Source organism: Salicibibacter kimchii (genome assembly GCF_003336365.1).
Classification (GTDB): Bacteria; Bacillota; Bacilli; order Bacillales; family Marinococcaceae; genus Salicibibacter; species Salicibibacter kimchii.
In genome coordinates this window covers 3,384,875-3,411,423 of sequence record NZ_CP031092.1, presented here as the reverse complement: position 1 = coordinate 3,411,423, position 26,549 = coordinate 3,384,875, and the positions used below count along the sequence as shown (strand labels likewise).

The following is a 26,549-nucleotide window of genomic DNA, read 5'->3' as shown; positions in this document are numbered from 1 at the left end:
AACACTCGTGATCTGAGAGAGGGAAAAACATTTCCTCCTCATGGAGCTTCTCATTATAATTGTATACAAATTTATTTTTCTGTCAATATTTTTCTGTCATTTTTGTTTTCAGGCAAGCCAAATAAAGCGAAATATGCTATTCTTTTACTAACCGTGTTTTCTTACTTACGATGAAAATGAGAAAGGATGAAGGGAATGGCAGACGAAGAAAAAGACTTGCGAATTCGCTCGAACGTCATTAGTGAAAGCCCGAATCGGGCGCCAAACCGGGCGATGTTACGCGCTGTCGGTTTTGAAGATGAAGATTTTAAAAAGCCTATGATTGGCATTGCGAGTGCCTGGAGTGAAGTCACCCCTTGTAACATGCATTTGGACAAGCTGGCGGTCAGTGCCAAAAACGGAGCCGCGGCAAATCACGGTGCGCCTTTAATTTTTAACACAATAACCGTATCCGACGGGATCGGTATGGGGCATGAAGGGATGTTTTATTCGCTTCCGAGCCGGGAAGTGATTGCCGATTCCATTGAAACTGTTTCCCAGGCGGAGCGTTTTGACGGCATTGTTTCCATCGGCAGTTGTGATAAAAATACGCCGGGCTGTTTAATCGCGATAGCCCGTCTAAATGTTCCATCGGTCTATGTGTACGGCGGGACGATTCAACCCGGAAAACTAGACGGCAAAGACATCGACATTGTTTCCGCTTTTGAAGCAGTTGGTCAACATCAGGTCGGCCAAATCGACGACAAGCAGTTGCATAAGGTCGAGTGCAATGCCTGCCCGGGCGCAGGCGCATGTGGCGGTATGTACACGGCAAACACGATGGCCGCGGCTGTGGAAGCGATGGGCATGAGCTTGCCGGGCTCTTCCTCTACCCCCGCGATTGCAGGGGCAAAAGAAGAAGAATGTGAACGTGCCGGCGCGATGGTCCATGAATTGTTGGAAAAAGACATCTACCCACGGGACATTATGACAAAAGAAGCGTTTGAAAACGCGATTACTGTCGTTATGGCACTGGGCGGCTCCACCAATGCATTCTTGCACCTTACAGCGATGGCCCATGCAGCAGGCGTGGATTTATCGTTGGATGATTTTGAGGCCGTTCGTGAACGTGTGCCACACCTCGCCGATTTGAAGCCGAGCGGCAAATACGTCATGCAGGATTTGAACGATGTCGGCGGGATCCCGGCAGTCATGAAGCTGCTCCTTGACGAGGGCTTGCTTCACGGCGACACCTTAACCGTCACAGGGAAAACCTTACGGGAAAACCTTCAAGAGGCGGAAGATCTTCATGAAGGACAGGAAGTAATCCTTCCATTTTCCAATCCGAAAAAAGAAAATGGCCCACTCGTCGTACTGCGCGGCAACCTTGCACCTGAAGGTGCCGTTGCAAAAATGTCGGGACAGGAAGTAAGCCATTTCAGCGGCCCTGCCCGTGTGTTCAATAGCGAAGAAGACGCGACTAAAGCAATCATGAACGACGAAATAAATAAAGGCGATGTCCTCGTCATCCGCTACGTCGGACCGAAAGGCGGCCCGGGCATGCCGGAAATGCTCTCGGTTACGGCCATGCTTGTCGGAAAAGGCTTGGGAGGCGAAGTCGCTTTGCTTACCGATGGCCGTTTTTCAGGCGGCTCCCACGGATTTGTGATCGGACATGTTGCCCCCGAAGCACAAGCCGGCGGCCCGCTCGCCTATTTGCAAGAGGGCGATACAGTTACGATCGATAGCGATGAGCAGCTACTGGCCGTCGATATCGAAGAAGTCGAGATGGAAGCCCGCGCCAAAGATTGGAAAATGCCGGAGCTTCGATTTACATCCGGTGTCCTTGCCAAATACGCCCGTCTGGTGTCATCGGCATCAAAAGGTGCGATTACAGACGGACCGATCGAGTAATGATACGATGATGAAAACGAACCCCCTTGGCGACGATGGCTGCCAAGGGGGCTTTTATATATAAATTAAGTTGCTTAAGAATGGGATTTTCATATTTTTCATCCCCCCTTCAACCCGTTTTCCTGTAACTTACAGCGGTATCTGCCGTATACCGCTGATACTTCAGCATCGAAATAATCCCGAGAATCGGACCGATCGCCAAAACGACAAAAACCCAATGCCATCCTAGTACCGCTTGAAAAAGTGGGAGCATTTGAATCGATAACGTTGCAATGAAAAAACCAATGCACATTTGAAAGGTTAAAGCCGTTCCTACATACGATTTCCCTCCGAATTGGGAAACGGCAACTGAAAATTGTGCGGAATCCGCGATGACGGAAACGCCCCACAACAATGCCAAAATAATCGTCAGCCAGATCGGTTGCCCGAATGTAAATCCGATCGTAAGCGCACAAAAAGCGCTAATGGCCATCGCCAGAATCGTCAACTGTGAAATACCGATACGATCGGCATAGAGACCGCCAAGGACACAACCCAAACCACCGGCTAAACCAATGGAGGCAAACGCGAGAAAAGACACCATTGCCGGGTCCATACCCGGATACTGCAAGGAAAAACTCGCCGTTAAAAACGCGGGCAACCATGTCCACATCGCGTATAACTCCCACATATGCCCGAAGTAGCCGTAATTGGCAAACATAACCGGTTTATTTTGCAAGACTTGCTTAATTTTACCGAGCGAAAATGATGATTGACCGGCAGGCCCCGGGGCCTCTTGCAAAATATAGCGAACAGCGATCGCTGCTACTATCGCCAACATCGAAGTGGTAACGATGACGAGACGGACATCAATGGCGACGAAAAACATGGCAAGAAAATGCGGCATCGCCGTCCCGAGAGTCAAAGCTGCGATAAGAACCCCCACTGCAACCCCGCGTTTTTTCGGAAACCATTGGGATATTAACTTAACGGACGGCGGGTAAACGCCTGCCAACGCCATGCCCGTCAGCATACGAATGACGATACCTAAAGCAGCATGATCGACCCAGATGAGCAGTAGGTTTAGCAGTCCGCCTATGAGCGCGGAAACGGCGAAAAATTTCCTTGTATTAAAACGATCCGCCAAACCGAAGTAGGCGCTGATAAACGCCCCGATGACGAACCCTCCCGGAACGGCAGCGGATAACCACGTCTCTGAAAACGTAGTTAGTGACCACTGTTCCCTTAGCTCTACAGAGATGACAGATGCGCTGAACCACAGCGTCAGCGTGAAAAGCACGGCTGTGGCAATGAGGGAGAGCGCGAACCAACGATTATTTTTCATGAAAATTTCTCCTTACCATTTGAAAAAATGAACGTAAAAGGCTCAAACGAACCTTTTACGCACATCGTGTTACTCTTTCGCCTAAGATTTATAATCCTCTTCTTTTATCCAAACCTCGCCATCTTTGTACGTCATCTGTTCCGGATAACGGAGGTCAACAACCTCGTCTTGTTTTTCTTGTGATGGGGTCGTTGTTGATAGAGAGACAATAATACAGGTCAAAAAGTTAATCGTAACGCCGAAGACGCCGGCACCTGTATCTTCAATGCCAAAGATTGTAAAGCCGCCGAGGGCCAGGAATATATAGGACAATGTTGTAGCCAATCCGACCAACATACCGGCAATTGCCCCCTGTGTAGTCATGCGCTTCCACCATACCCCTAAGAAGAGCACAGGGAAAAATGTACCGCCGGCAATTGCAAAGGCCCATGCCACAATTTGCGTGATCACCCCCGGTGGGTCCAAAGCCAAAAGCCCGGCCACGATCGTCGCGATAAAGATGGCAATGCGTCCCGCGTTTAATCGTTTTTTATCACTTGCATCCGGACGGAGAATACGATAATAAAAATCATGGGCAATGGAGGAACTGATGGTTATGAGCAAACCACCCGCCGTTGATAATGCCGCTGCCATTGATCCAGCTGCCACTAGCCCGATCACGAACATGCCTAAGTCGGCGATTTCAGGCGTGGCCATCACGACCATATCTTCCGCGACTGCAATTTCTTCCCAGTCCAATATGCCATCCCCATCGGTGTCGGCCACTGACAACAGTCCAGTATCGACCCAACGATCAACCCAGGAAGGAAGGTTACCCATTGGCTGGCCGGCGACCTGCGTCATCAAAATAAAGCGGGAAAAAGCGGCGTACGCCGGTGCAGAGAGATATAGAATACCGATGAATAAAAGGGCCCATGCCCCGCTCCAGCGCGCCGCCTTCATGGTTGTGACCGTATAAAAACGAACGATGACGTGCGGGAGTGCCGATGTTCCGATCATTAAGGTGAACATAAGCGCCAAAAATTGACTTTGCGTGCTTTCTGAAAACGGCGCAAAGTATTCTGTTAAACCTATTTCTCTGTCAATTGCGCCAATTTCATCTACAATGTTTCCATACGTAAGCCAGGGAAGAGGATTCCCGGTAACTTGCAGAGACATGAAAACAATCGGCACCACGTAAGCGGTAATTAATATTAAGTATTGCGCGACTTGTGTCCAAGTTACCCCTTTCATCCCACCAAGGGTCGCGTAAATCGCGATGATACCGACACCGAGTAAAACTCCTGCCCAAGTTGGGATCGCAAATAAGCGTCCGATAACAACCCCGGAACCGGACAGTTGTCCGACCAAATAAGTAAAACTGATGATAACCGTTGCAAGTGCCCCAATAACACGGGCAACATCGCTATTAAAACGGTCGCCGATAAACTCCGGCACCGTAAATCGTCCGTATTTGCGCAATTGCGGAGCCAATAAAAATGTTAAAAATAAATATCCGCCTGTCCAGCCCATAATATAGGGCAAACCGTCATAGCCCATAACCATGACGGTACCGGCCATTCCGATGAACGATGCGGCACTCATCCAGTCCGCCCCTATAGCCATCCCATTCCAAAAAGGAGGGATGCCGCGAGAAGCGACATAAAACTCAGCTGTTTCTTTTGACCGTGTGTAAATGGCAATGCCTACATAGATCACAAATGTAACGAGAATCATCCCGACAGAAACGAGTGTTTGTGTATCCAAAAGCAGTTCCTCCTATCTTCGCTGACTATTGATCCATGCTTTGTCCTCCGACAATTCGTTCATTTGTTGCATTATCAACACCGAATTTCGCATCCAATCGATCGCTGATGATCGCGTTCAGGAACAAAAGCACAATGAAAACCACAATAGCGCCCTGCGATCCCATATAATAATGCAATGGCGCTCCCATAAAGGTGAACTGGGAGAAAAATTCTGCAAACGTTACTACACCAAACGAAACTAATAATGCAATCAGAATAAATGAAAATATCATTATCGTGCGTAATTTGAAATATTTTTCCGCATCTGCTTTCTCTACTTTTTTCAATTTTTTGCACCAACCTTTCTTCGGATACCAATTATTGAAGATCAAACACAAATTGGACCGTTTCTGCAAACGGAAGCGGAACACGCAACATTTCGATTAATATATACACCCCCAGTGCCAGTATGGGCACGCCTAAAAATAAAGGCTGCTTTTTCTTCACCATAAAAACAATGCTTGCCAATACGATTGACCAAAAAATAGCCAATAACATCATGGAACTCAACTCCTTACACCCTTTTGTATTCAACAAATAAAAAACAGATTCCTTCCTTATTTTATAAATAAAAAAATTATTGTAGAAATTATCGTTTACAATGTACATATCAAGCCCTTCACATAAAAAAAGCAACCCCGGGGGGATTGCTTTTATTTTGCGGACACATTCAGTTTTTCGTCTCGCACGTTTACGGCGATAGTTTTTACTTCTTCGTTTTCCAGCATAACATCGGCGATGCCGTCTTCGACATATTCCTCGATGACGCGACGGAGCGGGCGCGCACCGAAGGTCGGATCGTAGCCGAGTTCTGCCATTTTTTGTTTTGCATCTCTCGTTACTTCGATGGTGAGTCCTTGTTCTGCCGCGGAATCTTTTAGATCCGCGAGCATGAGATCCACAATTGTTACGAGATGCTCGCGAGACAATTCATTGAAGCGGACGATGCCGTCGAAACGGTTGAGAAATTCAGGTTTGAAATAGTCGGTCAACCCTTCCATGGCGTTTGGTTCTTCATCGTCTGCGCCAAAGCCAACCGTCACTTTTTTTAACGCGCTTCCTGCGTTGGAAGTCATGATGAGGACGGTGTCTTTAAAGCTCACCGCGCGGCCCTGGCTGTCTGTGAGGCGTCCGTCTTCCATGATCTGCAAGAACATGTGCTGAACATCCGGATGCGCCTTTTCAATTTCATCGAGCAAAATAATGCTATATGGCTTTCGGCGCACTTGTTCTGTCATCTGACCGGCTTCATCGTGTCCGACATATCCGGGCGGAGAACCGATGAGTTTGGATACGGAGTGTTTTTCCATATATTCACTCATGTCCAGACGGATCATCGCTTCACGGTCACCGAACATTTCTTCCGCTAATGATTTAGAGAGTTCGGTCTTCCCGACCCCCGTTGGCCCGATGAACATGAAGGAGCCGATTGGTCGTGTTCCACGGCGAAGACCGGCACGATTACGACGAATGGATTTCGCAACTTTATCAACAGCTGTTTCTTGCCCAATCACTTGACTGTTTAAACGCTCAGGTAGGTCACGCATTTTTTTCTGTTCATCTTCTTGGAGACGGCGAACCGGAATACCTGTCTTGGCTTCGACAAGCGCTTGAATGCGGGCAACATCCACGACGGATTCATGATAGTGTTCGGACTTTGCTTCTTGCTGTTTTTCTTGTAACTGCAATTCTTCGGTCCGAAGTTTGGCCGCTCGTTCATAATCTTCCTGGCTCGTTGCATCTTCTTTTTCAATTTTGATTTCTTCCAAACGCTTTGCAATCTCGCCATCATCCAACTCGCTGATGAGCAAATTCACTTTCGAACCTGCTTCGTCCATGAGGTCAATCGCTTTATCCGGCAAAAAACGGTCTTGAATATACCGATCGGATAGGGTCACACATGCTTCAACGGCATCTTTCGTGTAGGTGATTTCGTGATACGTTTCGTAATTCGGGCGAATGCCATCAAGAATTTTCTTCGCATCTTCCAGCGACGGTTCATCCACCATGACCGGTTGGAAACGCCGTTCAAGGGCGCCGTCTTTTTCGATTTTACGATATTCCGCCAACGTTGTCGCGCCGATCAATTGCAACTCACCACGAGCAAGCGCAGGTTTCATGATGTTTCCGGCATCTGCCGATCCTTCTGCGGAACCGGCACCGACGATTTGATGCACCTCATCGACGAATACTATGACATCGTCTCGTTGTTGCAGTTCCGCAAGCAACTGTTTCATTCGTTCTTCAAATTGACCGCGCACGCCTGTGTTCGCGACGAGCGAAGAAACGTCTAACAAATAGATTTGTTTATTTTTCAATTTGTTCGGTACTTGACTTTGCACGATACGGAGAGCCAAGCCTTCCGCGATCGCGGTTTTCCCGACACCTGCTTCCCCGATTAACACCGGGTTGTTTTTATTTCGGCGGTTAAGCGTTTCAATCACGCGTTCCACTTCTTTATCCCGGCCAATAATCGGATCTATTTCACCGTTGTTAGCACTGTGGGAAAGGTTTTTCCCAAGTTCATCGAGTAAGTTGCCACCTTGACCGGTACCTTGTTGGGTCTGGGCATTGGTAAATGACTGTCCTTGTTGACCGCCGCCCATCGCGTTCATCATTTGATCAAATTGCGAATGGCCGCTCATGCCGGATGGCTGACGCATACGATTGCGGATTTCACGATAGCACCGCGTGCACAGATTCATTTGCTGTTGTTTTCCATTTACGTTGATTCTCATTTGAATTTGCGCTTCATTTTGTTGGCAATGATCACATCTCATCTATCTTCTTCCTCCTTGTTCCGTTTTATTATTTGTTGGTTATAGACGCTTTTGTTTGTCTCGGCATTGACTTTGACTATATTTGACCTTTCCATGCTTCTATTATAGTTTGACTTTCTTTGACTTTCAAGTGTTTTGTTTAATTTTTTTCTAAAACCTGATCTAGTTATGTATTTCCCGTGTGTCGGGGGGTTAAAAACATTAAAAGCGCCCGCTTGCACACACGTGCAAACGAGCGCTGGACGTTTATTTTGAAGCAGCTTGTTTTGAAGGTCGATTGTGGCTAAAGCGGTTTAATCTGATTGCGGTTGGTCTTGCTTCTCAACAACGGTGGAAAATGACCGGTGGTACCGTGCCTGCCATTGCTTTCAAAAAACGGTACCCTTTCAGCTTTTCCGGTCGCGCGATCGACATTCTAATTCTTTTTTTGATCAAGATTTAAGTAAAATCATCAAGCGTTTATAGACGGCTCATGAAAAAACGAGTAATCAAGCCATTGCCTGTCACCCGTTTTTTTTGCCAATATTAACCGGAACGTCGCCGGTGGGACTTTCCCCTATTGCGGCTTTGATTTTTTTGACGTCCGCCGGCCCCACGGCCTTGTTGAACACGTCCTTGTTTGCCGGCCGGTTTCCTTTTTTGTTTGCTAACGATCGGCCGTTCGCCGGTGAGTTTTTTGACCGGTTCTTTTTTATCCTTTTGCAACATGGAGAGCGCGGCTGCAACCACCGTCACTTGATCGTGCTCCTCTAGGAGTTTTTCCGCCATTGGCTCCAAGCCGGTGTGTTCCTCTTTTTCGATGATGTTCTTGAGCTGGTGAGCCGCCCGTTCTTGTCTGGCAATATCCGCTTCATGTTCGCTCGGAACATCGATGTGTTTAATGCTTCCTTTGGTTGCCTTTTCAATCATCGCCATATGATCCATCTCAACGGGAGCCGCGAACGTATAGGATTTCCCGGAATGCCCGGCTCGTCCTGTCCGGCCGATCCGGTGAACATAGCTTTCCGCATCTTGCGGTAGATCGAAATTAAACACATGGGTCACGCCGGTCACATCAATTCCCCGTGCGGCCACATCGGTCGCCACCAAATACTTTATGGCTCCTTGCTTAAATCGGTGTAACACATTGGTCCGCCCTGCCTGTTTCATATCACCATGAAGGCCGGCAGCTGCGTAGCCTTGATGCTCGAGTGCCTCTGAAAGTTCGTCTACCCTTCGTTTCGTGCGCCCGAAAATAATGGCGAGATCGGGATCTTCAAAATCAAGCAAGCGACCGAGGACAGACAATTTCTGTTTTTCGGGTACTTTGAGCGCAAATTGTTCGATATTGGATACCGTCATTGCCTTCGCTTTTACAGAAACCGTTTGCGGTTCCGTCATAAAGCGATCGGCGACTTTTTTTAAACGACTCGGCATCGTTGCTGAAAATAAAAGCGTTTGTCGTTCGTTAGGGATCGCTTCTAAAATCGTTTCAATATCTTCAATAAAACCCATGCTTAACATTTCATCCGCTTCATCGAGCACGACCGTAGAAACGGCCTGCGGACGAATCGTCCTCCGGCGCGTATGATCCATATATCGGCCCGGTGTCGCGACGATGATGGGTGGTCGTGATTTTAATTCCCGTATTTGCCGGCCCATGTCGGCACCACCATACACAGCTACAGATTTCACGTTTTTCGTACGGCCTAATCGGTTGACTTCTTCCGACACTTGCACGGCTAATTCACGGGTCGGGGTCAAAATAAGCGCCTGTACGTTCGGGTCCTCCGGATCAACTTTTTCGATAATCGGAAGGGCGAACGCCGCTGTTTTTCCTGTTCCGGTTTGCGCCTGTCCAATGACATCGCGCCCTTTGCGAGCGACGGGTAGAATTTTTTCCTGAATCGACGTGGCCTCTGTGAAGCCCATACTTTGCACACTTTTTAATAAATAGGGCGGTAAGTCTAATTCTTCAAATTTCATGCCTCTTCTCCTTTGTACATCTTTTTCCTCAAGACCTCAGGATATAAAAGATGCAAAAGCGCATGCGTTCCCGCCTAGCGAAATACCACAGCAATACGATTCATGAATCATACTTAAGTCTTCATCCACTTTTGCATTAGAAAGCCTTTGTCTTTTTTATACTATAACCTTTCTCACGGTTATCCATTCTTATCGTATAAAAAAAGGGATATATTCCCGTTAAACGCTGGAATATACCCCTCTATTCCTGAGTATCATGTGTTTTATAGACCGACGACGTTTGCTGCTTGCGGTCCGCGGTCGCCTTCGACGATTTCAAATTCTACGTCTTGACCGTCTTCAAGTGTTTTGAATCCTTCTTGCTGAATCGCGGAGAAATGGACGAATACATCGTCTCCTTCTTCACGCTCAATGAAACCGAATCCTTTTTCGGCGTTGAACCATTTTACTTTACCAGTCATGCTTATGGCCTCCTTTGAATAGGCAGTCCAAAAAGGTTCATCCTTCTTGAACCAAAAATTGCTAAAAATAATTGAAACCGGGTGAACCTTTTTGCGTCCTAAACTTAAAAGCAGAGGCCGAAAAACCATTACACCGTATCTTCAATCACTTTCTACATTGTTACTGTACCATAGCTTGAACCATTTAGCAACTATTATACGACAAAAATTTTCTGCTTCATGGTCCCTCCTTTTGTTAAACTGGAACCAACGCTATACAAAAGAAGAAGGAGGATCAAAATGAAACATGTCTACGGCAAGAAAATCGATCGACAAACGCGATGCACGCATTATTCTTCAGGGAAAGACATCATCGCCATCAAGTTTCATTGTTGCGGAAAATACTACCCATGTTACCAATGCCATCAGGAGTGTGAGGCACACACCGTTTCCGTTTGGCCGGAAGATCAATTCGGGGAGCGTGCCATTTTATGCGGCGTTTGCAGCTATGAACATACCATCCGCGCGTACCTCGCGACCGACCGCTGTCTTAAATGCCATTCCATCTTTAACGAGGGCTGTAAATTCCATTATCATCTTTATTTTGAAAGATGAACGTGCACAATCGACACTTCCCTTCTATAGTAAGAGCCATGACATTCATATTTATTTTTATGATTCATCTTCCACTTCTGTCTCGTCGCCATTGAATTCTATTTCTACTTCAAGCTCACTGTAATCTTCATCAAGGTTAAAGGCGTCAATGGCTGCTTCTTGTATTTCTTCGTCACTGGAGTTCTCATCAATATCCATTTCCGGGAGAATATCGGAAAGTGCGTCTAATGCCGCTTGCCCTTCTAACTCCATGTCTTCGCCATCCCGACTGTCTTCAATTTCCACTTCGGGACTTCCGCCTTCATATTCATATTCGGCTTCGTATTCGCCGTGGTCATATTCAGCTTCCAAATCGAACTCGTTATAGGGTAGCTCTTCGTACCATGCTTCGTCTGCTTCCGTTTCCCCATCTCCCTCATCGGCACCGTCATCCATGTCATCGACATTCACTTCTTCTTCTTGCACTTCGGTATTATCATCGCCCTCCTCAGGAGCGTCCCCATTTGTTTCATTTTCGAATTCTTCCCCATTATCTCCGCAAGCCGCGAGACTTGTAGCAACGACCACGGATAATGTAAGCATGCCAAATTTATTCATACGTAAAACCTCCTTTCTCTTCATCCCTCCCTTTCCCATTAGAATCCTCTGCCAAACGATACATTCCAGTTGCTATCCTCGGCTAATCACTGTGATCGAACCTTCATTGCTGTTAAGATTCGCGATAGCCCCGACCGGGGTAGCTGCTTTATAAGTCCCGTGCCCACTTGCAAGTCCTGTAATCAATGGCTTTTCCATCGGCACGATAAAATTTTCGATCAAGTCTTCATATTCCTGCCCATAAGCCACTTGGCAATTGCTACATTCGCCGAGAATAATCCCGATACAATCATCAAATTTACCGGCCAACTCAAGATGCTTCATATGTCGATATACCGTATTAATCGGTTCATTCACTTCTTCTAAAAATAAAATACAACCCATGGTATTAATTTCAAACGGCGTTCCCAACGTTCCGATAAAAGAGGTAAGATTCCCGCCCACGATCGGACCTGTCACATTCCCCGGCACACGGCTGATGAGCGGAGCGATTTCCGGTGGATTAACCATTGCATGCTCCATCGATGTTGAAGAAACAACACTGAAAAATTGGTCAAAATTATAAGGGGGTGTCGTCTCCTGAAAATCAATCAACATCAAACTGTGCAGAGTGATGATATTCGCATATTGATAAAGCGCGTTAAGGAGGACCGTAATATCGCTGTACCCGCTGATCCATTTCGGATTATTCGCGATTACATCGTAATTTAAATAAGGAAGAACCCCGGCTACCCCCACCCCACCACGTGTCGGCAAAATCAAACGCACCTCTTCACGCTCGAACATTGCCATCACATCCGCTGCCCGCTCTTGATCAGTCCCGGCCAAAAACCCATCCCAATCGTAGACATGTCTTCCGAGCACAACATTCAAACCCATCGCTTCCAACGTTTGTACCCGGGTATCAATGATTTCAGCTTCAAGCGGACTGCCCAACGTCACGACGCCTACCGTATCTCCGGCTTGTAGTGCCGGCGGTTGAATGGCCACTGCACATCCCCCGTTTCCAACGTGCATTCATCCTTTCCAATATATGAAGCTTTCTGCAGCATCATTCTGGCGATCGTTTTTGTTTAAAACAGAAGCGTGAAAAGGTAAAATATACTGGGAAGATAGCTAACAAACAAACGAGGAATGATTCTTTTGAAAAATATTCAAACAGACGTTGTCCAGCCATTATTGGATGTTTTTAACGGGCAAGAGGTTTATGTACATTTTGAGTTGACGAACGGAGCTTATGCTGCCTATCGGAACGGGAAGTTTCATGCTGCCGGCGGGTATGTGCGAAACGCACGCCTCAACGTGCTGCACGGCAAAATAAAAGGCGAAGACCCGTATCGGGTCGGACTAAAAACCGAAGATGGTTGGATCTTTGCCGAAGGGCTTTCCATGTTTGAACATAAAGAAAATGAATCGTTGTATTTATACGGTTTTGATGAGCAGGGCAAATTGTCTGTTGCCCTGCAACTTAGTACCATACCATTTGAAGGAGGAGTTTTAAGTGAATAAGGAACGGCACATTTTATTGCTTTTTCCACATCCCGATGATGAAACATTTTCAGCCGCGGGGACCATTATGATGCATAAAAGGGAGCACGGCACAAAAGTGACCGTCGCATCATTAACCTCCGGGGAAATGGGGAGAAACTTGGGAAATCCGCCGGTTGCAAATAGGGAAACACTGCCGCTCATTCGTAAAAAAGAGCTGGAAAATGCCTGCGAGATCATGGGTGTAGATGAACTTCGCCATCTTGGCTATCGGGATAAAACGTTGGAATTTGAAGATCTGCAGACAGTCGCCACACACTTGCAAGAAATAATCCTAGATGTCGCCCCCTCCCTCGTCATTACCTTTTATCCGGGACTAAGTATCCATCCGGACCATGACGCCACCGGTGCTGCCGTCATTGAAGCGATGAGGAAAATTCCGGAAAGCAAACGTCCGACATTGCACACGAAAGCTATTACCGCTAACGCCGCAGACGTAATCGGTGAAGCCGACATCGTTTATGACATCGGCGATTTGATGGATCGGAAGTTACAGGCCATTGATGCCCACAAAAGCCAAATGCAAGAGGTATCGGCGATCGCTAAACAGAAAATTGCCGAAGGCGATGAGGATACAGAAGCATGGATTCGCTACGAGGAATTTTGGACATATGAATGTTAAAATGCCGGCTCGATGTACGAACCGGCATTTTTTATTTCACCAAAGTGTTTATAATGCTTTCATACACGTCATTCCGTACTTTTTCATCTTCACGAAACATCTGTGTAAGTGCTGAAAGGGTTGCTTTCCATTTCTCCTCGTAGTCAGGCGCGTCCTTGGCCGGGAGGTTGGAAAAAAGGCCATCCACTTTCGCCTGTACTTCCGGCGCTCGCGGCCCCCACTTCGCCACTTCATTCCCGTTTTCATCAAGAAATATGAAAATCGGAATCGAGCGTGACTTCCCATTTGTCAGGTATTGGTCCATCAGTTCCAAGTTGCTGTCCCTTAACAACATCGACACATCCATATTCGTTTTCTCCGCGATGTGAAGCAAAATCGGTACGTTCACCATCGCGTCGCCGCACCAATCTTCCGTGAGCACAATTACACGGGACGGACGATCTGCCAATGTTTCCAGCCTCTCATCGTCCGGGATATTGAAATGTTCGTAGATATGTTGAAGATTTTCTTTGTGTTGCTGCATATTTTCAATATAAGTTTCCGGGCTCATTCCCTTTGCAAACCATTTGTTTAACGTCATTTTATCGGTCCTTTCCGAGTGTTTTCCATGCGGATTGCCTTATGTTGTTCAAAATCCCATTTGGCCAAAAAAGATTTAGCGGAAACATAACCTGATTGAAAGAGAAATTCAACAGCTTCATCACTCAGGTCAAAATCAGTGGCATCGATGTCACCAGTTGGTATTTGGATCGTACGGTCACGTGTTTCTTCCTTTAGATATCGCAAATCATGGGCTTGGAGCATCGTCCGAAATATATTCGTAAAAAGATGAATCGGAGTGGGAATCACGGCATCCGATATAATTTCTTCTCTTACAAAATGAAAACCAAAGGTTGGAAACTGGGGGATTCCGTCTGTATCAAAAATCCAAACTGGAAAGTTACTAAGCAAACCGCCGTCTAAAATATAGGATTTCGTTTGTTCTTGGGATTTCCATATCACCGGACGAAAGAAAAAAGGGACGGCAGCACTCATTTTAACGGCAGTGGAAATTTTTACATCCTTAGGCGTTAAATGATATTGATGCAAATGATCGGGAAAAATGAGCAGTTGGCCTTTGGAGATATCAGAAGCAACGATTTTTAATTTATCATTGGGAAGGTCTGCGAACGTTTGAATCCCTTTTTCGAACAATAGTGCATCGACCATCGATGCCAGATAATCATTTTTATACATGCCGAGATGCATCGTTACCGCCAATAGGTTCCCAATCAGCGGAATACGATTTACCCACGTCCTTTCTTGCAGTTTCGTTGCATCTACCGAGTGGAACCAATCCATTATTTCATGGCTTTTATACCCTGCTGCCAAAAGAGTCGCGATAACAGCCCCTGCCGACGTCCCGGCTAGCCTTTGCCACTCTACATTCGACTCTTCCATGGCTTGAACAGCACCAATAAAAGCAACACCTCTCACGCCTCCGCCTTCAAAAACAGCGTCCGCTTTCATTGCAAGGCCACCTTCTTTGGCTTAGGATTTTCACACGCCTGCTAGTTGTACAGGAATGTCTGAACCCAATGTCACGCCCCCTAAACGAACATCCGTTGTTACAGCCAGCATTCCCACACCGTTATCCGCGGCTAATTGCAAAGCGGACGAAAATGTTGGATCGATATGCGTGGCAGGCTGAACACTCGTTACATCGTCTCTTTGTACCACGAACAATACGGCCGTTTGATGGGTGCCCTCATGTTGAATCCTTCTTAATTTCTCCACGTGCTTCGTTCCGCGGGCAGTGACGGCATCAGGAAAATAAGCAACACCGTCCACGGCAAGTGTCACACTTTTCACTTCCAAAAGCATTGGCCCACGCTCATTCTCCAGCAGAAAATCCCATCGTGCACTTGCGAAAGAATATTCAGCCCTGACATAGTGATAGGTTTTGAGCGAATCTATACGTTTTTCTTTTAAAGCTTGGGTAATCAGACGGTTCGGAAGCGTTGTGTCCAAGGAAACGTAGGCACGCGAATCTACGCTTTCGCAAAGCACCGCCGACCACTGTGTCTTGCGTTTCGGTTGATCGACGTAGCGTAGCCAGAGGATCCGTCCTGGGGTGAGCAATTCGATTAACCGCCCGGGGTCGGGCAGATGCGCGGTAACTGTTTCACCGTCTTCTTTTCTTGCCCGAATGATAAAGCGGTTCGGGCGTTCTAAAAATGCTGCTTTATATAGATGGGATCGATACGGCATAAACATGTCTGTCGCCCCCCCCAACGGGTAGAAAGAATATACGCCATAGAAGGCATCAACGATAGCTGAATCGATCAGGTAACGATAGGAGCAGGCGTTTTTCCGGAATCCATGCTTCCGGGCCGTTCACGTAATCTCCCTTATGAAAAAAGACACTCTGCAAAAATGTCTTGATGCTCTATCTATTATAACCCATGATTCAGAGCGATTGAAATGATTGCGATCGCTATTCCCCGCGAACGAGCCGACTGATTTCCGCGAGTACCGGCATTTCTTCTTTTTCCTCTTCGGTTACTTGATGCCAATCAATGCCTGTCGGTTTTGGATAAGGGGTGTTTGTGGAAAAGATTTGGTTTTCCGTCGTGATCCAGTCAACGGATAGATCATAACGCTCAATTGGAATATCGGCGTCTACGAGTTGGGCGGAATGAATCGTGGTCACAACGGGGACTTTCGGGTTTCCGAGTTCTGTTAGTATCGCGTACTCTCGATCGGCATACCCCTCTCCTTTTCCTAGGCGACGTCCATCTTTATGAACCGCCACGGATCCGGCCACGATAAGATCAATCCGCGGAATATCGCGAAGGGGGAGTTCCTTTCCGTAGCGTTTCATATGCGTTAAGCTGGCGGCTTTCTTCTCTTCTCCTTGCGGTACCCATTCCGGTTTCACTTGGATAAAACCTGCCTTTAAGCGGGGGGTGGGAACCAAGAGCGTTTTGCCGTCGATAAGTACCTGTGCTCGTAACGGTAGCTGCGGCGCGTCGGGATTAATCTTCACGGCTTTCGATTCCCTGTATGCGGGGAGTGTCGTAACATAGTCTGCCGCTTTCTCTGCGCCCTTAAAGTTTGGGATGCGATTTTTGAGCGGAAACGGGAACCGTCCTATTTTTTCTGCTTCCATTCGCTTCCAAACCTCTTCCCTGATGTGATTTTTATTGGTCGGCAAGTTTCTCGCCTCCTTGTTCGTTCACGATTTCCTCTAGGTATGGTTTATTATCTACCCGCGGGAAGTGGTGATGTTCTTCTTGACGTATCACTCGATACTTTTTATTGTAGCATATTGAAAAATAAACATCTGATATAAAAAGTTAATAAACGTTCCTTTTCGGGTATCAGAAGATAGGAACCACGTTTTTTTTGCGAATGAAATCAACTCATTCCTTCATAGACGTGTCTCGTAAATGAATCAAAGAAGGAGCATAAAAATGAACAGGAAGCTTTTTAAAGACGGGATTGTTTTGACGCTTGACCCATCGATCGGAGATTTTAAGAAGGCGGATATGCTGGTGGAGGGCGCAACGATTACGGAGATTCAACCCAACATAGAGGCCTCTGATTGTGAAGTGATCGATTGTTCAAATCGAATCGTTATGCCCGGACTGGTTGATGCCCATCGGCACACTTGGGAGTCTGTGGTACGTAACGTAGGGGCGGATTGGTCTCTACCGACATACTTAGGCAGTATCTACTATGGAAACATAGGGTCGAAAAGGAGCCCTCAGAACGACTATATCGGCAACCTGCTAGGAGCACTGGAAGCGCTTGATGCCGGTGTGACCACCCAGTTGGACTCATCGATGATTATTTCACCGGAACATGCGGATGAAATGGTTCGTGGCCTAAGGGAATCCGGGACAAGAGCGGTGTTTGCCCACGGCCCTCCGGGAGATGGAGACTACTGGAATCAAGAAAGTGAACGTCTGCATCCCGATGACGCGAGACGAGTGAAGGAAAAGCACTTTTCTTCAAAAGATCAACTGCTAACGATGGGGTTAGCCATCCGGGGACCCGAATTCAGCTCGTGGGATACGACAGTACAGGATATTCATTTTGCTCGCGAGTTAGACACAGTTTGCAGCATGCATCTTGGCTTTGGTACATGGGGGGCCAGCGAACGTTCGATCGAAAGATTAAACAGTGCCGGACTTCTTGGGGCTGATTTAAACTTTGCGCATGCAAATGCAGTAAGCCCGGAGGAAATGAAGATGTTGGCGGCCAAAGGGGGATCCATTTCTGTCACACCTGAAATCGAAATGATGATGGGGCATGGGTATCCCGCAACCGGGTTGGCACTTGAAAACGGTGTGCGTCCAAGCTTAGGTGTGGACGTAACGACTTCCACAAGCGGAGAGATGTTTACGCAAATGAAATTCACGCTTCAAGCAGAACGTTCCAGAGTAAATGAACAACTTTTAGCGAACGGAGAGATGCCCGGAAAATTACACATTGCAGCCAGGGATGTGTTGGAATTTGCCACCTTGGATGGAGCGAAGGCATTATTGTTGGATAATAAAATCGGAACATTAACACCGGGAAAAGAAGCGGATATTATTACGGTGCGAACCGACGATTGGAACATGTTTCCGATCAATGACCCAATTGGGGCCGTCACTCAAAGCGCGCAAACGAAAAACGTCGATGCTGTATTTGTCGCGGGAAATGCAGTCAAACGTGACGGACAACTCGTAAATGTTGATTTGGAACGTGTCCGTCAGCAGGCAACTCAAGCAAGAGACTCAATCTTTCACGAATACGGAAAGCCCGACGGTGTTTGGTTCGGATAATCTGTTGACGTGAACCCGGCGCATACATTGGCCAGGTTTTCATTCAATCATCATAATGACAACAATTATAAGCAAAACGAGGTACACTTTGGAAAACAGAGCATCGGGCAACTTCTGAGCGATCTTTCTACCAATGGGAACACCGATAAATCCACCAAAGACAAATCCGAAAAGCGCCGGCAAATAGATAAAACCAATGGTGGAAGCAGGCATTTCTGCCACCTGTATCCCCAAACCCAGATACATGAATGTGCCCACAATGGCAATCGGCAGGCCGAGGGGCGTCGCGAGTGCGACGGCATGAAGCATGCGGAGTCCTCGGTTTCTAAGATAGGGAATTGTCACCACACTGCCGCCGATGCCCAATAGAGTGGAAACTGTACCAATGCCCACACCAGTAACAAGCCCGTTTGTATACGTAGGAAATTGAAAGTCTTCACGTATTGTGCTTACAAATGTCTGCTTGATGATACTTGAGAAGATGACATAAATTAAAAAAGCGATAAATGCAAAGCGAAGAACTTCACTCGTGAAAAAAGAAGCAAGAAAACCTCCAAATACTGATCCGATGCATATGAAAAGAAATAAAAATTTAAAAATATCCCATCTAACATTCCCGTTTTTTGCATGATGGATCGTGGAATTAAACGAATTAACGATCATCACTGCCAGCGACGTCCCAATCGCCGTGTGCATCACGTGATCCGCGGGAATCGTCTCAGGCAAAAAAGCATAAAGAATCGGCACGACGATGAAACCACCGCCGAACCCGAATAAGCTGGAGGTAATACCGATTAGAACGCCGATGAGGGAGAAAAGAGCGATAGCAATCATCTCCGCACCAATTGCGTCACGCTCTCCACATGTGCCGTCTGTGGAAACATATCAACGGGCTGTACTTCTTTTACGTCATAGCCGCCGTCGGAGAGAATGCCGAGATCACGGGCGAGTGTCGCCGGGTTGCAAGAGGCATAAACGATGCGGTCGGGGTTCATTTCGATCATCGTCTGCAGCAGCTTCTCGTCACAGCCTTTGCGCGGAGGATCGACGACGATGACGTCAGCTTCAATCCCGAGGGCGGCTCGCCACCAGGGCACAACTTCCTCGGCTTTCCCGACCGAAAATTCGACATTGGAGATGTGATTGAGTTTTGCATTCTTGCGCGCGTCACTGATCGCGTCTCCAACGACCTCCACGCCATAGACTTTCCTCGCTTGCTCAGCTAAAAATAACGAAATCGAGCCGATGCCACAATAGGCGTCGATGACCGTATCCGTCCGGCGAAGGTCTGCAAATTCACGTATTTTTTCATATAAAGCTTCCGTCTGAACCGGATTGACTTGAAAAAAAGAACGGGGGGACAATGCAAAACGTAGGTTGCCAATGCGTTCTTCGATGTATTTTTCTCCCCAAAGAATCTCCGTTTGTTCCCCATATATGACATTTGTTTTCTTCGTATTGATGTTTTGGACAATGGAGTGAATGCCTGTTACTTCACGACGAATTGCTTCGACGATTTGCTTTTTATGGGGAAGTTCCTTGCCGTTTGTGACGAGCATGACCATCGTCTCACCGCTCAAACGTCCATTGCGGGCCACGATATGTCGAATCACTCCGCGTCCGCTTGCTTCATCATACGGGCGAATCTCGTAACGTTTTAGAATGTTTTTCACGACTTGGATCGCCGCGTCATTCTGATCGCCTTGAATCAAGCAATGGTCCATGTCGACAATGTGATGGGACCGTTTTGCAAAAAAACCGGCAATGAGCTCGCCATCCCGCTCAGCCACAGGCACTTGTGCTTTGTTTCGATACGCCCACGGCTCGTCCATCCCGATCGTTTCATGAACAGGGATATCGGCCCGATTCATATACTTGTGAAGGGCGTTTACGGCTTGCTCCCGTTTTAACGTCAGCTGAGCGTCCTGGTTCATATGTTGCAGCTGGCACCCCCCGCACCAGTGATAAATTGGACAAGGGGGATCAACACGTTGGCCGCTCGTCGTATGTCGCTCCATTAAACGCCCAAACCCAAAGTTTTTTCCCGTCTTGACGACTTTAACGTCCGCCTTTTCCCCCGGGAGCGTATCGGGGACAAATAGCGGGTAGCCATCTACTTTTGCCACCCCGGCACCTTCATGGGTGAGATCCTGAATCGTGACGTCAAGCCGTTCATTTTTTTGTACAGGCAAATTCGGTTGTTTTTTAGGCATGTTTATTCCCTCTAACGTATTTGATCGTAATTGTGTATTTTACAGAAAAAATGTCAAAAAATAAAGAAGCAACCACCTCGGGCTCACTTCTTATTATAAACCATAGCGATGTTTCGCGCCGCTTGTTGTAAATACTTTCCCCCATTTTCCATCGCCTCTTTCACGCTGACCGCCCCCGGAACGAGGCTAAAGACTGCATCGATCCCATGGTTGTACACTTGCTCATAATTATCTCCGAGCTGTCCGCACACCGCGATCACAAAGGTATCGGATTCCTTCCCTGCCTTCGCTACGCCGACCGGTGTTTTTCCATACACCGATTGACCGTCGATTTTTCCTTCACCGGTAATGATTAAATCGGCATCGTGGGCATGCGTTCGGAAATTCGTCTCTTCTAACACGAGATCAATGCCGGGTTTGAGTTCAGCATTTAAATAAGAAAGCAAGCCGTAGCCGAGGCCCCCGGCCGCACCGGCACCGGGAACGTCTTTTTTATCATGACCGATGACTTTTAATGTTTGTTCGTGAAAATGCGCGAGCGCTTGATCAAGCCTTTCCACCATTGCCACGTCTGCCCCTTTTTGCGGGCCGAAAATAGCGCTGGCCCCCGTTTCACCCAACAATGGGTTTGTCACATCGCAAGCGACGATGATCTCTGTTTGTTGCAAGCGAGGGTCTAATTCCGAAACATCGATGGTCACCAACTTTTCAAGTCCTAACCCTCCCCGAGTAATCGATTCTTCCTGTTGATCCAAGAGACGCGCGCCGAGCGCTTGGAGCATCCCCGCGCCGCCATCGTTCGTGGCACTGCCCCCGATCCCGAGAATGATTTTATGTACACGTTGATCCAGCGCCGCACGAATCATTTCACCTGTTCCATAAGTGGAAGCCGCCCCGACCTCGCGATGCTGTTCCGCAACACGATCAAGACCCGATGCCTGCGCCATTTCCATAATGGCTGTGTTTCCGTCCGCCGATACGGCATATGTCGCTTCAACCGGGTGGGCGTTCGGGCCTTCGACTTGAAGCGTTTGATAAATCCCGTCGAGATTAGTGGTTAGGGCCTCCATTGTACCTTCTCCGCCATCGGCCATTGGAATCAAATGATAGTTATGGTTGCCGCCTGCTTGTTGGAAACCAGCCTGAATCGCTTCTGCTGCTTCTCTCGAGCTCATGCTTTCTTTGAATGAATCCGGTGCGATGAGGATGTTGGCCATTAGAATTCCCCTTACTCATTTTTGTACAACCAGAAATTACCAAATCGAATTGAAGCAAGTCTGTTCTTTGGCTACTTACAGAATATCAAATAAGTGGATAAGACAGCCACCCAAAAGAAAATTGCACTTTATACAATGGGAACAAACATGACCAAATCCCTAATGAGGTGGTCTCTGTCGAAAAGTGTCTTGTATGTTTTTTTGTGTATTAAATTCGTAATGACTGTATTGGCTATCGTGTTGCCGTGCCATAGAAGAAATTTGTTTATTCGTAGAAAGGGAAGAAAATTGGCAGTAAAATCATGCTTACTATTATAGAAACTACAATTAATGGACCTCCGGCTTTCACGTAATCACTAAACTTGAATCCACCTAAATAATAAACCATTGTGTTTGCCGGCATGCCAATTGGTGTTGCATAAGCCAAAGATCCCCCGATGACTGTTGCCATTAAAACTGCTCTTGGGTCGGCTCCAATACTAGTGGCAATGGAAAGCGTTATCGGCACCAGTAGTGCAGTTGTTGCGGTATTGGACATAAAATTTGACATTACTGCAGCGATGATCAATATCACAAACAATAACAGATATGGTGAAGGGTTGCTGCCCATAGTCCCGATTAACGTATCAGCTATTAACGTTCCCGCACCAGATTCTTGAATGCCTCTCGCTAACGCTAGCGAACCTACAAATAGAAGAATTGTATTCATATCTATTGATTTCATTGCATTGTTTCCGGAAATTACGCCAGTGGCGACTAAAATTAATGCTCCTGTCCATGCAGAAACATATAAATCTACTCCAATCTGTTCTTCAAAGACCATCGCTAGAACGGTTAAAACAAGTACTACCACTGCCATAGTCTGTTTCCATCTTGATACGTTTGAATCATCAGTATTGTCACTAAAAACTGAATCTGTTTCCAGGAGGATTTCATCCCCTTTTGGAAGAAACTTGTATCCAAACAAACTAAAGTAAATAATGCCGATAATCAAAATAGGTAAACCTACGTATGCATATTCAAAAAAACCAAATGCCATACCCTGTTCTTGAAGTTCCGATTGAGCGATCATATTCCCTGGCGCGCCAACTAAAGAAAGGTTACCTCCCATTGCAGCTGCAAAAACTAACGGCAAGAGCAGTCTAGGGCGTGAAAACCCTGATCTCGCAGCCATACCAATAACAACTGGTATTAAAACCGCTGCAGTTCCAGTATTAGATAGAACCCCGGACATTAAACCAGTAATAATCATGATATAAACGATTAACTGTCTTTCTGTTTTGGCAAATCTGGTAACAAATCCCCCTATTTTCTTAGCCATCCCAGTTTCAAAAACAGCTGCCCCAACAATGAACATCGCCATAAAAAGGAGAACATTAGCGTCGACAAAACCAGCAAAAGCCTCTGAAGGTTCTAGAACACCTGTTAGAGTAAGCCCAATTGCAACAATCATTGCTGTGACCGCAAGAGGTATTTTTTCCCAGGCAAACATAATAATAGCAAATAGCAAGAAAAGTAAGGTTATAACTTCAGGACTCATAAAACATTATTCCTCCTTTATACAGTCACAGTCCACACGTTCAACTTTTCCACACAGGGAGCTTAATAATTGAGTTATTTGATAGCGATTACAATATTAGGACTTTCTTTTTAATAAAGATCACGCTTTCAAAATTAACTAATGATAGATTAAACAATGTATACATAAAAGTCAAATTTGTAGTTAAAAAATATTTAATGGCTTTTATATTGACAATTACGTATACATAAAACGATAATGGATGATGATCACAAATTAAAATAGGAGGTATACTGATGAATACCAAACAGCATTTTCGTTTAGCTGTCATACCAGGAGATGGGATAGGGAAAGAAGTCATTGACGAAGGATTACGTGTCATCAATCATTTAGAAAAAAGCTCGAATGGCAAATTCTCATTTGAAACCGATTATTTTCCTTGGGGGTGTGAATATTATCTGGAAAATGGAAAAATGATGGCTGAAGATGGGCTGGAGCAAATTAAAAATCATGATGCCATTTACTTCGGCGCCGTTGGTTTCCCTAATGTACCGGACCATGTAAGTCTTTGGGGATTGCGTATCGCGATTTGTCAAGGATTAGATCAATGGGCCAACATCCGTCCAGTTGAATTCTTGCCCGGTGTGGAAAGTCCTTTGAATCATCCCGATAGGGACCACTTAAACTGGGTCTTGGTCCGTGAAAACACCGAAGGAGAATATTCAGGGATTGGCGGCCGTAATTTCACAGGGAGAGGACCTGGGAAAGAAGTGGCCGTCCAGTCGTCTATATTTACCGAAGAAGGATGCGAACGAATTATTCGTCACGCTTTCGAGCTCGCAAGAACGCGGAAAAGAAAAAAGGTCACAAGCGTCACTAAAAGTAACGCACAACAATATGGAATGGTGTTATGGGATGAAGTATTCGAACGTGTGAGTAAAGATTATCCAGATGTTGAAACGGATCAGTGGCTCGTTGATGCAATGGCAGCGCAATTTGTTCTACATCCGGAGGATTTAGAAGTCGTTGTTGCGTCTAATTTATTAGCGGATATTCTGTCTGATTTGGGTAGTGCTTTGGCTGGGAGCCTCGGAATAGCGGCAAGCGCTAATTTGAATCCTGATCGAAAGTACCCCAGCATGTTTGAATCCGTTCATGGTTCAGCCCCGGATATTGCCGGTCAAGGCATCGCTAACCCTATTGGTGCGATCGGGAGTGCAGCGTTAATGCTTGAGAACTTAGGACTTCAAAATGAAGCTGAACTCATCAATAAAGCGATTAGAGAAACCACCAAAGAAGGCTTATTAACGGCAGATATTGGTGGCAAAAATTCCACAAAAGAAGTTACCGATGGGATTATTAGCCATCTCAGCAAAATTCATGATAAGATTAAGATAACCTAAGTATAAGCTAGAGGATGAGAAGGAGTTCTCCTTCTCTCCTTTCATTTCAGGGATCGGTGAACGTTATGAAAAAAAGTTCTAACTCAGAGGAACCTACATTTATCCATGCGGATGACGTTAAAAGTGCCACAGAGGGTTTGGGAAATGATGTAACTGAAACCCGTTTACCGCAACGCGCCTATCAAATTATTCGATTGGCAGTTAGAAATTTGTATCTTCCCCCCGGGAAAATGATTTTGGAACGAGAGATGGCAGAGGGTTTACAAATGAGTAGAACTCCTGTCAGAGAAGCGTTAGTCCGTCTTCAAACAGAGGGAATGATTGAAGTAATCCCAAGGCGAGGTTTTATCATTAAAGCCATTGCGAAAGAAGATTTACAAGAGATTTATGAAATCGTTGAAGCTTTGGACGGTTTAGCGGCAGAAATGGTAACAGAAAAAATTAGCGGCAAAGAATTGGAAAGGCTGGAAGAGTTAGTTACCTTTCAGGAAGAAGCTTTGCACGAGAAGAACTTATCCAAATGGGCTAGATTAGATGATAAGTTTCATACTGATATCATTAATTCCGCGGGCAACCTCAGGCTCTCGAGTGTCATTGAAACCCATGCAGACCAGATCTTTCGGGCTCGTTTATTTACCATTGAAAACAGGCCACTACCATTCCGATCAATTATAGAACATAAAGCTATTCTTTCTTGCATGCGGGCACAGGATAAAAACGCAGCCCGAATGCTTATGCAATCCCATCGAAAACGAGCCCGAAATGAAATACTGGAAGCGCTTTAATTAAAGTGCCCTGCTCAAACGTCCTCACGTTCACTGTCAGTATTTTTAGTTGAATCATTCACGTATACAGCCAACATTTGTTTTACCATATAAAACTCCAAAAGATGAGTCCCAATATAATAACTACCGCCATTATGAGTGCCGTGTGGCCCAGTATTTTTCGATACGATGCCCCTGATTTGATAATATAAGCGTGGGCGGCAATATTCAACGATGCTAAAATAAAATAAATTAACGACAGAACAACGATGACGGCAAGAATCGAAACGAAAATATCCAACTTGAACCACCCTTCCCTTCGTAGTGGTTGTATTTTCATTATAATTTGAAAGCTGCATGCTTACAAGCAAGTCCTTGACGTAAACGACAAAACAGCTTATCCTTGTTTTAGATAATGGTGACCGCTATAGCAGGAGGGACAGATATATGGATTTTCATTGGATGGAAATATTGTTTACAGTTCTCGCGATCGGCACTTTAGGCTGGGCCGCATATTCGTTTAAAACGCAAAAGAATTAAACTAAAAGCACGATGGGACACCCCCTCGTGTTTTTCTTTTGTCGTCCAAGTCTGTCGGAATTGTGAACATAATCGCAAACCTATCTCCTCCCCATTTTTTCCTTGAATTAGGGGCTAGCGATCTTTTACGATAATAGAGATCACTACGTCCCGAGCTTTGGGAGGAATAAGAATGAATGTTGTTAAATATGTCACTTTTTTTATCTCTATCATCATTCTATCGATAACGTTTCCATCGACTATATCTGCACACTCGTTTATCGAAAATCCAACGGCAGCCGAAACCATTAATAACACCGACGGGAGCGCTGGCTGGATCCCGACTGCTGCGCTCTTGCTCATCATGATCGGAGCCTTAGTCTTCTTCGTTTCCCGAAGGAACAAATCCTGAAAAATAGTTGCCCTACATTCCCCCTTGGGATCCAAGCCAAAAGAAAAAGGCCAGCATTGCACGTCTTCCCTTTCAACCTACAGGCGGCGGAGCAGTTTTTAGATAGTATGAACCGTC

The 26,549-nt window shown here is 46.2% G+C and carries 26 protein-coding genes; 8 read left to right on the top strand and 18 right to left on the bottom strand.

Annotated elements, in window-relative coordinates; genetic code table 11:
• The first annotated feature begins 195 nt into the window (after window positions 1-195).
• A complete protein-coding gene (ilvD, locus tag DT065_RS17320) occupies window positions 196-1,893 on the top strand; it encodes a dihydroxy-acid dehydratase (protein WP_114375515.1) in 1,698 nt (565 codons plus the stop codon).
• A gap of 109 nt (window positions 1,894-2,002) precedes the next feature.
• Here ilvD and DT065_RS17315 read toward each other — a convergent pair whose 3' ends face one another.
• The 7 genes from DT065_RS17315 to DT065_RS17285 form a co-directional block, all read right to left on the bottom strand.
• Window positions 2,003-3,217 carry an MFS transporter gene (locus tag DT065_RS17315; RefSeq protein ID WP_114375513.1) on the bottom strand — a complete coding sequence of 405 codons (1,215 nt, stop codon included), beginning with the start codon at window positions 3,215-3,217 and terminating at the stop codon, window positions 2,003-2,005.
• A gap of 81 nt (window positions 3,218-3,298) precedes the next feature.
• Window positions 3,299-4,963: a sodium:solute symporter family protein gene (locus tag DT065_RS17310; RefSeq protein WP_114375511.1), complete on the bottom strand. Its 1,665-nt coding sequence runs from the start codon at window positions 4,961-4,963 to the stop codon at window positions 3,299-3,301.
• A 25-nt stretch (window positions 4,964-4,988) separates the two neighbouring features.
• Window positions 4,989-5,291: a DUF4212 domain-containing protein gene (locus DT065_RS17305; RefSeq protein ID WP_114375509.1), complete on the bottom strand. Its 303-nt coding sequence runs from the start codon at window positions 5,289-5,291 to the stop codon at window positions 4,989-4,991.
• Between the two features lie 31 nt (window positions 5,292-5,322).
• A complete protein-coding gene (locus DT065_RS17300; RefSeq protein WP_227002655.1) occupies window positions 5,323-5,505 on the bottom strand; it encodes a hypothetical protein in 183 nt (60 codons plus the stop codon).
• A 152-nt stretch (window positions 5,506-5,657) separates the two neighbouring features.
• Window positions 5,658-7,784 carry an ATP-dependent Clp protease ATP-binding subunit gene (locus DT065_RS17295; protein ID WP_114375507.1) on the bottom strand — a complete coding sequence of 709 codons (2,127 nt, stop codon included), beginning with the start codon at window positions 7,782-7,784 and terminating at the stop codon, window positions 5,658-5,660.
• A 525-nt stretch (window positions 7,785-8,309) separates the two neighbouring features.
• A complete protein-coding gene (cshA, locus tag DT065_RS17290; protein ID WP_114375505.1) occupies window positions 8,310-9,749 on the bottom strand; it encodes a degradosome RNA helicase CshA in 1,440 nt (479 codons plus the stop codon).
• 263 nt (window positions 9,750-10,012) lie between these two features.
• On the bottom strand, window positions 10,013-10,210 hold the full coding sequence (locus DT065_RS17285; RefSeq protein ID WP_114375503.1) for a cold shock domain-containing protein: 198 nt from the start codon (window positions 10,208-10,210) through the stop codon (window positions 10,013-10,015).
• Window positions 10,211-10,489: 279 nt separating this feature from the next.
• Here DT065_RS17285 and DT065_RS17280 point away from each other — a divergent pair, with 279 nt between their 5' ends.
• Window positions 10,490-10,804, top strand: a complete 315-nt coding sequence (locus DT065_RS17280) for a CHY zinc finger protein (protein ID WP_114375502.1) — start codon at window positions 10,490-10,492, stop codon at window positions 10,802-10,804.
• A gap of 57 nt (window positions 10,805-10,861) precedes the next feature.
• Here DT065_RS17280 and DT065_RS17275 read toward each other — a convergent pair whose 3' ends face one another.
• Entirely contained in the window at window positions 10,862-11,401 is a 540-nt protein-coding gene (locus tag DT065_RS17275; RefSeq protein WP_160112631.1) for a YusW family protein, read from the bottom strand.
• 72 nt (window positions 11,402-11,473) lie between these two features.
• Complete coding sequence (locus DT065_RS17270; protein WP_114375498.1) at window positions 11,474-12,391, bottom strand: S66 peptidase family protein; 918 nt, start codon at window positions 12,389-12,391, stop codon at window positions 11,474-11,476.
• A gap of 153 nt (window positions 12,392-12,544) precedes the next feature.
• Between DT065_RS17270 and DT065_RS17265 the strand changes: the two genes are divergently transcribed.
• Window positions 12,545-12,910 carry a DUF1806 family protein gene (locus DT065_RS17265; protein ID WP_418314564.1) on the top strand — a complete coding sequence of 122 codons (366 nt, stop codon included), beginning with the start codon at window positions 12,545-12,547 and terminating at the stop codon, window positions 12,908-12,910.
• On the top strand, window positions 12,903-13,571 hold the full coding sequence (bshB2, locus tag DT065_RS17260; protein ID WP_114375494.1) for a bacillithiol biosynthesis deacetylase BshB2: 669 nt from the start codon (window positions 12,903-12,905) through the stop codon (window positions 13,569-13,571). Before DT065_RS17265 ends, bshB2 begins: the two co-directional genes overlap by 8 nt.
• A 31-nt stretch (window positions 13,572-13,602) precedes the next feature.
• Here the strand turns inward: bshB2 and DT065_RS17255 are convergent, their stop codons facing one another.
• The 4 genes from DT065_RS17255 to DT065_RS17240 form a co-directional block, all read right to left on the bottom strand.
• The gene (locus DT065_RS17255) at window positions 13,603-14,151 is read right to left on the bottom strand and encodes a thioredoxin family protein (RefSeq protein ID WP_114375492.1); all 549 of its coding nucleotides are present in this window, start codon (window positions 14,149-14,151) and stop codon (window positions 13,603-13,605) included.
• Entirely contained in the window at window positions 14,148-15,080 is a 933-nt protein-coding gene (locus DT065_RS17250) for a patatin-like phospholipase family protein (RefSeq protein ID WP_114375490.1), read from the bottom strand. Before DT065_RS17250 ends, DT065_RS17255 begins: the two co-directional genes overlap by 4 nt.
• Window positions 15,081-15,110: 30 nt before the next feature.
• The gene (sfsA, locus tag DT065_RS17245) at window positions 15,111-15,827 is read right to left on the bottom strand and encodes a DNA/RNA nuclease SfsA (RefSeq protein ID WP_114375488.1); all 717 of its coding nucleotides are present in this window, start codon (window positions 15,825-15,827) and stop codon (window positions 15,111-15,113) included.
• A 220-nt stretch (window positions 15,828-16,047) separates the two neighbouring features.
• Window positions 16,048-16,767 carry a 5-formyltetrahydrofolate cyclo-ligase gene (locus tag DT065_RS17240; RefSeq protein WP_114375486.1) on the bottom strand — a complete coding sequence of 240 codons (720 nt, stop codon included), beginning with the start codon at window positions 16,765-16,767 and terminating at the stop codon, window positions 16,048-16,050.
• A 259-nt stretch (window positions 16,768-17,026) separates the two neighbouring features.
• On the opposite strand from DT065_RS17240, the gene DT065_RS17235 reads away from it, so the two are divergent.
• On the top strand, window positions 17,027-18,385 hold the full coding sequence (locus DT065_RS17235) for an amidohydrolase family protein (protein ID WP_114375484.1): 1,359 nt from the start codon (window positions 17,027-17,029) through the stop codon (window positions 18,383-18,385).
• A gap of 39 nt (window positions 18,386-18,424) precedes the next feature.
• Here DT065_RS17235 and DT065_RS17230 read toward each other — a convergent pair whose 3' ends face one another.
• From DT065_RS17230 to DT065_RS17215, 4 genes are all read right to left on the bottom strand, one after another.
• Entirely contained in the window at window positions 18,425-19,219 is a 795-nt protein-coding gene (locus tag DT065_RS17230; protein WP_114375483.1) for a sulfite exporter TauE/SafE family protein, read from the bottom strand.
• Entirely contained in the window at window positions 19,216-20,598 is a 1,383-nt protein-coding gene (rlmD, locus tag DT065_RS17225) for a 23S rRNA (uracil(1939)-C(5))-methyltransferase RlmD (protein WP_114375481.1), read from the bottom strand. Before rlmD ends, DT065_RS17230 begins: the two co-directional genes overlap by 4 nt.
• Window positions 20,599-20,681: 83 nt before the next feature.
• A complete protein-coding gene (locus tag DT065_RS17220; protein ID WP_114375479.1) occupies window positions 20,682-21,815 on the bottom strand; it encodes a glycerate kinase in 1,134 nt (377 codons plus the stop codon).
• A gap of 265 nt (window positions 21,816-22,080) precedes the next feature.
• The gene (locus tag DT065_RS17215) at window positions 22,081-23,355 is read right to left on the bottom strand and encodes an SLC13 family permease (RefSeq protein WP_114375477.1); all 1,275 of its coding nucleotides are present in this window, start codon (window positions 23,353-23,355) and stop codon (window positions 22,081-22,083) included.
• A gap of 275 nt (window positions 23,356-23,630) precedes the next feature.
• On the opposite strand from DT065_RS17215, the gene DT065_RS17210 reads away from it, so the two are divergent.
• Both DT065_RS17210 and DT065_RS17205 read left to right on the top strand, forming a co-directional pair.
• The gene (locus DT065_RS17210) at window positions 23,631-24,737 is read left to right on the top strand and encodes a tartrate dehydrogenase (protein WP_114375475.1); all 1,107 of its coding nucleotides are present in this window, start codon (window positions 23,631-23,633) and stop codon (window positions 24,735-24,737) included.
• A gap of 65 nt (window positions 24,738-24,802) precedes the next feature.
• On the top strand, window positions 24,803-25,522 hold the full coding sequence (locus tag DT065_RS17205; protein WP_114376409.1) for a GntR family transcriptional regulator: 720 nt from the start codon (window positions 24,803-24,805) through the stop codon (window positions 25,520-25,522).
• An 82-nt stretch (window positions 25,523-25,604) separates the two neighbouring features.
• On the opposite strand, the gene DT065_RS17200 is transcribed toward DT065_RS17205, so the two are convergent.
• Window positions 25,605-25,802, bottom strand: coding sequence for a hypothetical protein (locus DT065_RS17200; protein WP_114375473.1), 198 nt, complete (start codon window positions 25,800-25,802; stop codon window positions 25,605-25,607).
• 411 nt (window positions 25,803-26,213) lie between these two features.
• Here DT065_RS17200 and DT065_RS19060 point away from each other — a divergent pair, with 411 nt between their 5' ends.
• Window positions 26,214-26,432 carry a hypothetical protein gene (locus tag DT065_RS19060; RefSeq protein WP_160112630.1) on the top strand — a complete coding sequence of 73 codons (219 nt, stop codon included), beginning with the start codon at window positions 26,214-26,216 and terminating at the stop codon, window positions 26,430-26,432.
• Window positions 26,433-26,549: the final 117 nt, after the last annotated feature.